The sequence below is a fragment of the Geitlerinema sp. CS-897 genome (assembly GCF_028368005.1).
GTDB classification, from domain to species: domain Bacteria; phylum Cyanobacteriota; class Cyanobacteriia; order Cyanobacteriales; family Geitlerinemataceae; genus Baaleninema; species Baaleninema simplex.
The window spans coordinates 1-8,625 of sequence record NZ_JAQNCQ010000076.1 but is presented as its reverse complement, the minus strand read 5'-3'; the positions used below and the strand labels follow the sequence as shown (position 1 = coordinate 8,625).

The 8,625-nt window shown below is 51.0% G+C and carries 6 protein-coding genes and 1 pseudogene; 2 read left to right on the top strand and 5 right to left on the bottom strand.

Annotation, left to right across the window (positions count from 1 at the left end):
* Nucleotides 1-245 precede the first annotated feature (245 nt).
* From ispG to POG22_RS03870, 5 genes and pseudogenes are all read right to left on the bottom strand, one after another.
* Nucleotides 246-1,466 carry a (E)-4-hydroxy-3-methylbut-2-enyl-diphosphate synthase gene (gene ispG / locus POG22_RS03890; protein WP_498903754.1) on the bottom strand — a complete coding sequence of 407 codons (1,221 nt, stop codon included), beginning with the start codon at nt 1,464-1,466 and terminating at the stop codon, nt 246-248.
* A gap of 41 nt (nt 1,467-1,507) precedes the next feature.
* Complete coding sequence (locus POG22_RS03885) at nt 1,508-1,876, bottom strand: hypothetical protein (RefSeq protein WP_498903752.1); 369 nt, start codon at nt 1,874-1,876, stop codon at nt 1,508-1,510.
* 70 nt (nt 1,877-1,946) lie between these two features.
* Nucleotides 1,947-2,540: pseudogene (locus tag POG22_RS03880) on the bottom strand (transposase); the annotation flags it as partial.
* Between the two features lie 140 nt (nt 2,541-2,680).
* Nucleotides 2,681-4,831, bottom strand: coding sequence for a glycine--tRNA ligase subunit beta (glyS, locus tag POG22_RS03875; protein WP_498903751.1), 2,151 nt, complete (start codon nt 4,829-4,831; stop codon nt 2,681-2,683).
* A 103-nt stretch (nt 4,832-4,934) separates the two neighbouring features.
* Nucleotides 4,935-5,081 (bottom strand): element excision factor XisI family protein, encoded by a 147-nt coding sequence (locus tag POG22_RS03870; RefSeq protein WP_498903755.1) that lies wholly within the window; start codon nt 5,079-5,081, stop codon nt 4,935-4,937.
* A 1,065-nt stretch (nt 5,082-6,146) separates the two neighbouring features.
* Here POG22_RS03870 and POG22_RS03865 point away from each other — a divergent pair.
* Complete coding sequence (locus tag POG22_RS03865; protein ID WP_498903750.1) at nt 6,147-7,211, top strand: NAD(P)/FAD-dependent oxidoreductase; 1,065 nt, start codon at nt 6,147-6,149, stop codon at nt 7,209-7,211.
* A 275-nt stretch (nt 7,212-7,486) separates the two neighbouring features.
* On the top strand, nt 7,487-8,305 hold the full coding sequence (locus POG22_RS03860; RefSeq protein ID WP_498903748.1) for a cytochrome c biogenesis protein CcdA: 819 nt from the start codon (nt 7,487-7,489) through the stop codon (nt 8,303-8,305).
* Nucleotides 8,306-8,625 lie beyond the last annotated feature (320 nt).

Genomic DNA, 8,625 nt, shown 5'->3' with positions numbered 1-8,625 from the left:
GTATGTTTTCAGCGTGTTACCACCTTATCAATTATATTTGATTGCTCGTTTCGGCGCTATCCCCTTCTCTCGCTATCGCATTGTTCAGGGGACGCACCTCAACTCACCGCCGCTTCACCACCCCCTAACCGCTTCGCGGTCTAGGCGGAGTACTGCGACGGATCTTGATAGCGGCTAGACCCGAGAAAGATGAAGGTGCGTCTCCACCATCGATCTGAAAACGGATGGGTTGTGGAAGGTCTCGGTTAAGGATCGACCCAACAGCCGTCAGCTTTAATGAGATCGATCAACTCTTCAACACCCCGATCTTCAGGAACTTTCTTAATTTCTTCGCGACCGCGATAGAGCGAAATAAATCCGGGTTGTTTGCCGACGTACCCGTAATCGGCATCGGCCATTTCGCCCGGACCGTTCACGATACAACCCATCACGGCAATATCCAATCCCGTTAAATGTTTCGTTGCTTCGCGAACTTTGTGGAGAACCTCTTCTAAATTAAAGAGCGTCCGACCGCAAGAGGGACACGCGACGTACTCGACCATCGTTTTTCGCAATCCCAACGCTTGCAGAATGCTGTAACAGACGGGAATTTCTTTTTCGGGGGCTTCCGTGAGAGACACGCGAATCGTGTCGCCGATCCCTTCAGCCAGGAGGGTTCCGATGCCTGCGGTGGATTTGATGCGTCCGTATTCCCCATCTCCGGCTTCCGTGACGCCGAGGTGGAGGGGATAGTCCATGCTAAGCTCGTCCATGCGTCGAACCATCAAGCGGTAGGCGGCCAGCATAACGGGGACGCGAGAGGCTTTGAGGGAGATGACGAGGTTGTAATAGTCGAGGGACTCGCAAATGTGGAGAAATTCTAAGGCCGATTCCACCATCCCCTCGGGGGTGTCGCCATAGGTAAACAGCATCCGTTCGGCCAGAGAACCGTGGTTGACGCCGATCCGCATGGCTTTTCCTTGGTCTCGCAGAGATACCACCAAGGGTTCGAGGGTTTCTCGGATTTTGCTGCCGATTTCCTCAAATTCGGCTTTTGTGTATTCCGTGCGATCGGATTTTGGTTTCTCGAAGACGTACAAGCCGGGATTGATGCGAACTTTATCCACGTGCTTGGCGACTTCGAGGGCGATTTTGTGGCCGTTGTGGTGAACGTCTGCGACGAGGGGAACGTCTTGATAGGTATCGCGAAGTTTTTGTTTGATATCGGCTAAGGCTTTGGCGTGCGCCATGCTGGGAACCGTGACGCGCACGATTTCACACCCGATTTCGTGAAGGCGGCGAATGGCGGCCACCGCTCCTTCGAGGTCCATCGTGTCTTCGTTAATCATCGATTGCACGACGACGGGGTGTCCACCGCCGATGGTGACGTTTCCCACCCGAACGGGACGGGTTTTGCGGCGATGGATGGTGGTGTCGAACGCGGCGGGGATTTCGGGGCTTTGGGTAGGAGTTGGCAGTGTTTGCATAGATCCTGTGAAGTTCGTCGATCGCAACGAGACGTTATTTTTCAGGTTGCCATAGATGGGGACGCTTTGGGATGCAAACCTGTGAGTTGAAGGTGTAGGGCTTCAACACTGATTGGCATTGGTGGCACCCATAACAATCCTTCTTGCTTCAAGACTCGACAGAGTTCGCTCAAGCCGGGAATGTTTCGATAGACCAAGCTTAAAACGATCGCTACCATGACCGGTAGCGTTAATAAGCGGTCTCGCATCGGCTTGCCATGATTTCCCAATTGTCCTTTTAGGGGTTTAAAACTTCCGGGGGTGAGACTCTTCAATAGCAAGCTTTCAATTTCTTTGACCTCCGGACTGGGGACGTGACAACGACGGCGTAAATCCGGATTGGCATCTGACCAGGGGCGACCACGAGACATCGACTGACCTCCTCAAGTGCGCCTATCCCTTAATGTTACTGTGTTGGAGGGGCTTCCAGCCCTTAAGTTGAAGCCAGTGATTACCCGTCCCATCAGGATTGACCAAACGATTGCGTTTGAGCCGGGTCAGCCAAGTCCAACCGTATTGGGAAATGAGCTTGAAATTTGCCAAACTGCTGAACCAACTGTCGAAAATCACACACTCGGGTTTGAACCCCCGCTTTCAAGCTGTGGCTAACATAGCTCGAAAGTGGTCGTTTTTGGTAGCCCCATCGACGGCTTTCTCGTAGAGCCGGTAGTCACAGGGAATGTGTTTATCCCCATCCGACCACAATAGGCTTGTCAGGTTAATCCCTTTGACGACCCGCTTGTGTTTCCCCGACCACTGCCGAGCCACCAACTCCATGCGTTAAGCGTAGAACTTATCCAGCATGGTGTCGTCAAGGGCGAGAATACCTCGGTTTCTCTGCACGAAGGCTTGTGCTTCTTGCCACAAGGAATCTGGATTTGGCTCGAGACGATGCAACATACGGGTGATGGCATCATGGGAGGGAGCGTTTTCGCTCGTTGGGTGAACTCGCTCGGCTTCGCTACAGCTATAGGCCTTCTGAGTCCCAATGAGGAAGTTGATGTAATCGAAGGCTGTGTATTTTGGAGGATTCATTCCTCTGTTTTACCCTCTCTCCTACTCAACTGCGTAACTCCTGAGAGTTTTGGAGATGTCTAAAGAATGGATGTTATCGGCTAGAACCCCGCAATCTCGGAGATTGCGGGGTTCTGCTAATGTTCGGTTAATACAAAGATTTACGCGCCCTTGACGATCGCACCAAAATCTGCTAGTACGCGAGCGTGATTTCGCAACAGCCCCAACAGATTCAAGCGATTGCATTTCACCGCTTCATCCTCCGCCATCACCAACACGCTGGTTTCCCCGTCGAAAAATTCGCTGACAGTGGGGGCGATTTCCCCTAACGCTTCCACGAGTTGGCGGTAATTCCGCTCTTCCTGGGCGGCTTCGGTTCGGGGTAACAACTGCACCAACGCCTCGTAAAACGCTTGTTCCGACGGCGACTCGAACAAGTCGGGGTTGATGACGGGTTCGGGGTTGAGTTGCTGCGTGTCGAGATCTCCTTTCGTGGCGAGACGTGCGGAACGGTTGACGGTTTCGTAAATGGTATCGAGGCTGTTGTCGTTGCGAATGGCTTGCAGAAATTCGGCTCGATCGCGCACGTCGAGTAAATCTGTTAACGCCCGTTCGGTGTATTCGCGATCGCTCTCGCCCAATACCGCATTAACCAAATCGTAATCGATGCCTTTGTCGTCTTGCAACAGCGTTTGAATCCGTTGTAAGAAGAACTCTTGCAGTTGCGACAGCAATTCCGGCGAGGTGTCGGGGTGTGCTTGTTGGAAGTCAGAAACCGCACTTTGCAACAGGCGATCGAGATTCAATTCCAAATTCGCTGCCCAGATAATATTTACAACCGCATTCGCCGCCCGACGCAAGGCAAAGGGATCGGACGAACCGCTGGGCAACATTCCCAAGCCAAAAATACTCACCAGGGTATCGATGCGATCGGCTAAACCGATAACTTGTCCGGTAAGCGTTCCCGGTAACATATCGTCAGCTCCACGAGGAAGATAATGCTCGAAAATGGCTTTGGCCACTTCTGCATCTTCACCGCTGACGAGGGCGTATTTTTCCCCCATTACCCCCTGCAATTCAGGAAACTCGTACACCATCTGACTGACGAGATCGGCTTTGCAGAGGTAGGCGGCGCGACGTATTTTCGTTTTCGCTGCGTCAGAGACTTGCAATTCTTCGGCGATGCGATCGCCAATTTTTGTCAAGCGATCGACCTTATCTTTAACGGTTCCCAAATCCTCTTGAAACGTCACCGCTTCCAACTTCGGAACCATTGTTTCGAGGGGTTTCTCGCAATCGGCTTTATAGAAAAACTCGCCGTCTGCCAATCTCGCCCGAATCACCCGTTCGTTCCCGGCGGCGATAATACTGGATTTCGCCGGATCGCCGTTGGAAATGGTGATGAAATAAGGCAACAGTTCCTTGGGATTCTCGGCATTGAGAACCGGAAAATACCGTTGGTGAGACACCATCACCGTCGTAATTACTTCCGGGGGCAAAATGAGAAAGTCTTCGTCGAATTTCCCGGTAACGGCGGTGGGATATTCCACCAGATGCACCACTTCAGCTAACAAATCGGCGGGGATGTCGGCGACGCCACCCAGGTTTTGGGCTTCGGCGTGGATTCCTTCGACGATCGCACGTTGCCGACGTTCGGGATCGACTTCGATGTACGCTTGACGCAGGATGTCGGTGTACTCTGAGGCGGTGGCGATCGCAACGGGTTCCGGGTGTAACACGCGATGTCCCGAGGAAATGCGATCGCTCGTTGTCGTTTCAGAACCGCTGACGACTTCGAGGGGTAACACGGTATCGTCGAGAAGGGCAACCAGCCAGCGAATCGGACGGGGGAAGCGCACGTCGCCATCACCCCAGCGCATGAAGCGCTTTCCTTCCAGCTTGAAGATCCACTGGGGAACCAGTTCTTTTAAGATGTCAGCAGTCAGACGACCGGGAATCTGTTTGCGAACGAAAACGAACTCGCCTTTTTCCGTGTCGCGAATTTCGAGATCCTCAAGGAAGACTTGTTGTTTGCGGGCGAAGCCTTCAGCGGCTTTTGTGGGTTGTCCGTCTTTGTAGGCGGCTTTGACTGGGGGGCCTTTGATATCTTCGGTGCGATCGCTCTGTTTGTCGGGGAGGTTCCGCAGAACCACCGCAAGACGGCGAGGTGTTCCGTACACTTCCACCGCCTCCGGTTCGATAAAGGCTTCGGCGAGACTGGGGGGAATGCGTTCTTTCCATTGCGCGATCGCCCCTTCCACAAAGCTGGCGGGGAGTTCTTCGGTTCCGACTTCTAAGAGAAACGTAGGCATTGCCTTGATTCGAGTGAACGATGGGAGGTGTACGACGAATGCGGCACAAGACTGAACGTCCCGACACGCTCGAAACAGTGTACCGCGATGGGCGGGAACACTTCTAGCTAACGGCGAAGTCAGTGTATTTACGATGTTCGGTGCGATCGAAGACGAAAACGATGTCAGATTTGGGAATGCTAAGTTTAACGCTAAGTTTGATGAGTTCGTTGGCAACTGCTACTTCGGTTCTGCCCGATCGAATTCCGATTTTGCAGTCTATAGCAGTCCCAAATGAGTCGTCAAAAATTAAAACACCAGAAAAAATCTGATTCCCCGTTCCCCGTTCCTCGTTCCCGATTCCCTTTTTGTCTCAATTTTATTACACAACTGATTTAGGGTTGCTATATTAATCTCGATTTAAACGATCTACGAGCAAATTAGTTCGGAGTCGCTTCATCCTACGGGCTACAATCGACTCGAGTTTGGATGATTTTCTCGCCGATCTGTTGACAGGATTCGACTCGTTGTATGGCTTAACTCTTGCTTGAATATCGATGGCTGCTCGGAGATCGACCGACGATGCCTCTGTTGATAGAATTAAATTTCAAAATTTCATGACAGACAAAAACAAAAAACGAGATTTTTTTAGGAATGGTATGGTAGTTAATTTGTTGGAAATTAAAAATAAAAAATAAGATGTAATATTGACGATATAGCAATCCTAAATGGTTTGCGGAAACAGATCGACTGAAAACCCTATACCACAATGATTTATGTTGAAAACTATCCGCAAACGAGTTCATACTGCTATATTTTTGAAATAGGTTTTTTATGAGTACTTTTCTTTATGAGTCTATCTTGAAAATAAATCCATAAAAATAATGTTGATTGCTGTCAAACAAAACAAACTAAACAGAATCATGAATATTGATAATATTTTTTGATTGTAGCACAATATTGTTATTGTTAGATGCGATCGCTTTTTTGTTAAAAAATCAAATTAAATAAATCAAAATAATTTAATTTGCGTCAATAATGTTATTAAAAAATAAGATTTCAAAACACGTTTTGCACGGACAGCTTTAAGTTTTTTGGCAGTTTTCTATAACAAGAATTATTTTGTGTGCGAATATACAACACAAAATTCGTTCGGGACGATCTACGAATAAGTAAAAACCACGAAAGCTTCTAAACTAACTTCTAGAATTAGAGTGAAATTACGGGAGTTATGTATGAAAAAATACGGATTTTTTTGTGTGAGAATTTCGGTTTTCTAGACCCCAGACTTCCCTTTAGGATTGAATTGCGATCCAGAAAACTCCAAAAAAGTACAATGACTTTTGATATTGCCGCGATCGGTGCAGGTTTGGCCGGTCTTACCAGTGCGGCACAACTCCAACAAGCGGGTTACAACGTCGTCGTTGTCGAGAAATCTCGGGGACTTGGCGGACGAGTAGCCACCCGGCGCATTCCAAACCATCGAGCTGATTTTGGGGCGCGATACTTAGAAGCAAACGGACGTTTGGTCTCTCTGCTGCTGGAAATTTTGCGCGATCGCCAAATCGTGCAACTGTGGACAGAAGCGAGCCATCGTTGGGACGGCAACTTAATACCAGATCCCCCCCGGCCTCACTACGTTCCCCCCAACGGCATGAACGAAATCGGTAAATTTCTCGGCCGGGGAACGCGCGTCTGGTTCAGTCGCCGCGCCTGTCAGCTCACCCCCCAAGCCGATAACACTTGGCATTTGTCCCTAGAAGCAGTGGCAGATGGCTCGGACGCCCCCCTCGAACTCACGGCGAAGGCAGTTATTCTCGCCGTTCCCGCCCCCCAAGCCCTAGAAATCCTCGCGGACACGCCAGGACTTCCTGAAGAGTTCCGTAACAATTTGGCGGAGGTCGAATACAACCCTTGTATCACCGCGATCGCCAAATACCCCAACGATCGCCCTCTGCCAGATTGGGTGTCCGTCAACTTTCCCCCCGAAACCGATCTGTCTTGGGTGGGACTCGATAGCAGCAAACGTCCAAACACCCAACAACCGGTCTTCGTCGTTCACAGTAGCGCCGATTTCGCCCGATCGCACCTCAACACCACCAACCCCGAAGCCCCAGGACGCGAATTACTCGATCGCGCCTCGAACTATCTTCTACCTTGGCTGTCCGAACCCGAATTCCTGCAAGTTCATCGCTGGCGTTACGCGTTTACATCTCAACCTTGGCGTCGCGATTGTTTGGCCGCCACGACACCACTTCCCATCGTCTGTTGCGGGGACTGGTGCGGGACTCGACAAATCGAAACCGCCCTGCGCTCGGGTTTGGCCGCAGCCAGCATCACGAACAGTCAGCTCCAGCAAGAAGTCCTCAGTCCCATTCGTCAAGTGTGGCAATCGCTCTAACTCGGGCGATCGCTCGTCGCGTCCTCTCAACGGATACGGATTCGGCTCCATTCTGCCAAAGAACCCAATACGAAAGAACCCAATACGATAGAAATAGAGAGTTCGCGTGTGGGCTGCCAGACGGCGTCGCGCCAGATGCTTCTCGCAAAACAGACGATCCCTCGTTCGCCTGACAAATGAGTCCGGCCGCGAGGGATCTCGCAAGTTTGCATAGTTTTCGATACTTTCGAGAATCGAACCGATCTCTTTTCCACTCGAACAAACCCCAACGAACGATGGTGAAACGGTGGCGATACCCGATACTTTTCAGTTTGGCCTTGGCGATCGCCCTCTCTGCTACCGCGATTCGACAAACCAACCTGTTCCAACCCCTCCAAACCCTCGCCCTCGACATTGGCGTGCGCTATCACGACTGGTATGACGGACAATCCCTCGATCGCGCCGTTATTTTGCTTCCCCTGTCGTTTCTCGGCGGCTTAGTCGTCAGCATTTCCCCCTGCGTTCTCGGTTTGCTCCCCGTCAACCTCAGCTACATCGGAACCCGAGACATTACCTCGAGTTGGGAAGCCTTCAAAAAAGCCACGGGGTTCGTCCTCGGCGTCGTCGTAATGTTGAGCGCGTTCGGACTGTTTTCGGCGTTCGGCGCCGCCATTTTGATTCAATATGCAGGGTTCGTCCGCGTGGCCGTCGGCGCGATCGTCGTGGTGATGGCGTTGAGCTTAATGGACGTTCTTCGGTTGCCCCTCCCTCAAACTTCGCTTAAACTGCCAATTTCGGGATCGTTTGGGGTCGGATTGACTTTCGCGCTCGTTAGTTCTCCCTGTAGCAGTCCGGTCATGTTTGCAGTCCTGGCGGCGGGGGCGGAAACGGGGTCTCCAGTTTTGGGAGCGTTGGCGATGGCCTGTTTTGCCCTGGGCTTTTCGGCGATCGTCTTTTTCGCCAGCTTGTTCGCCGGACTCGCCAAGCAAACGCGGCTGTTGTTGCCCTATTCAGGGGCGATCGTTAAATTTGCCAGCGTAGTGTTGTTGGCGTTGGGTGCGTTTTATCTCATAGACGGTCTCTGGTGGATTTCAGCTTGGCTCTCCACAAATTGAGAAAATATATTGACAAATTTAATTTAATGTGGTTATATTTTCGTTTTTTCATTTCCTGGTTGAGCGCGGTGCGTAACGCGGTAACACAAGATTTTTCTAACGTCGGCAAGATTTTCTGGCCGCGTCACACACCCTTGTATGTTGGCGGTGTACATTGGCGGTGCGCCTCTTTCAGGGAAGAGTTAAGAGTCTAGAGTGAAGAGTTAAAGAGAAATTCCCACTCTACACTCTGCCCTCTGCACTCTTCACTGATAAACACGCACCCTACGCCCCTACTCGTTTTTCTCCCCATCTCCCCATCTCCCCATCTCCCCATCTCC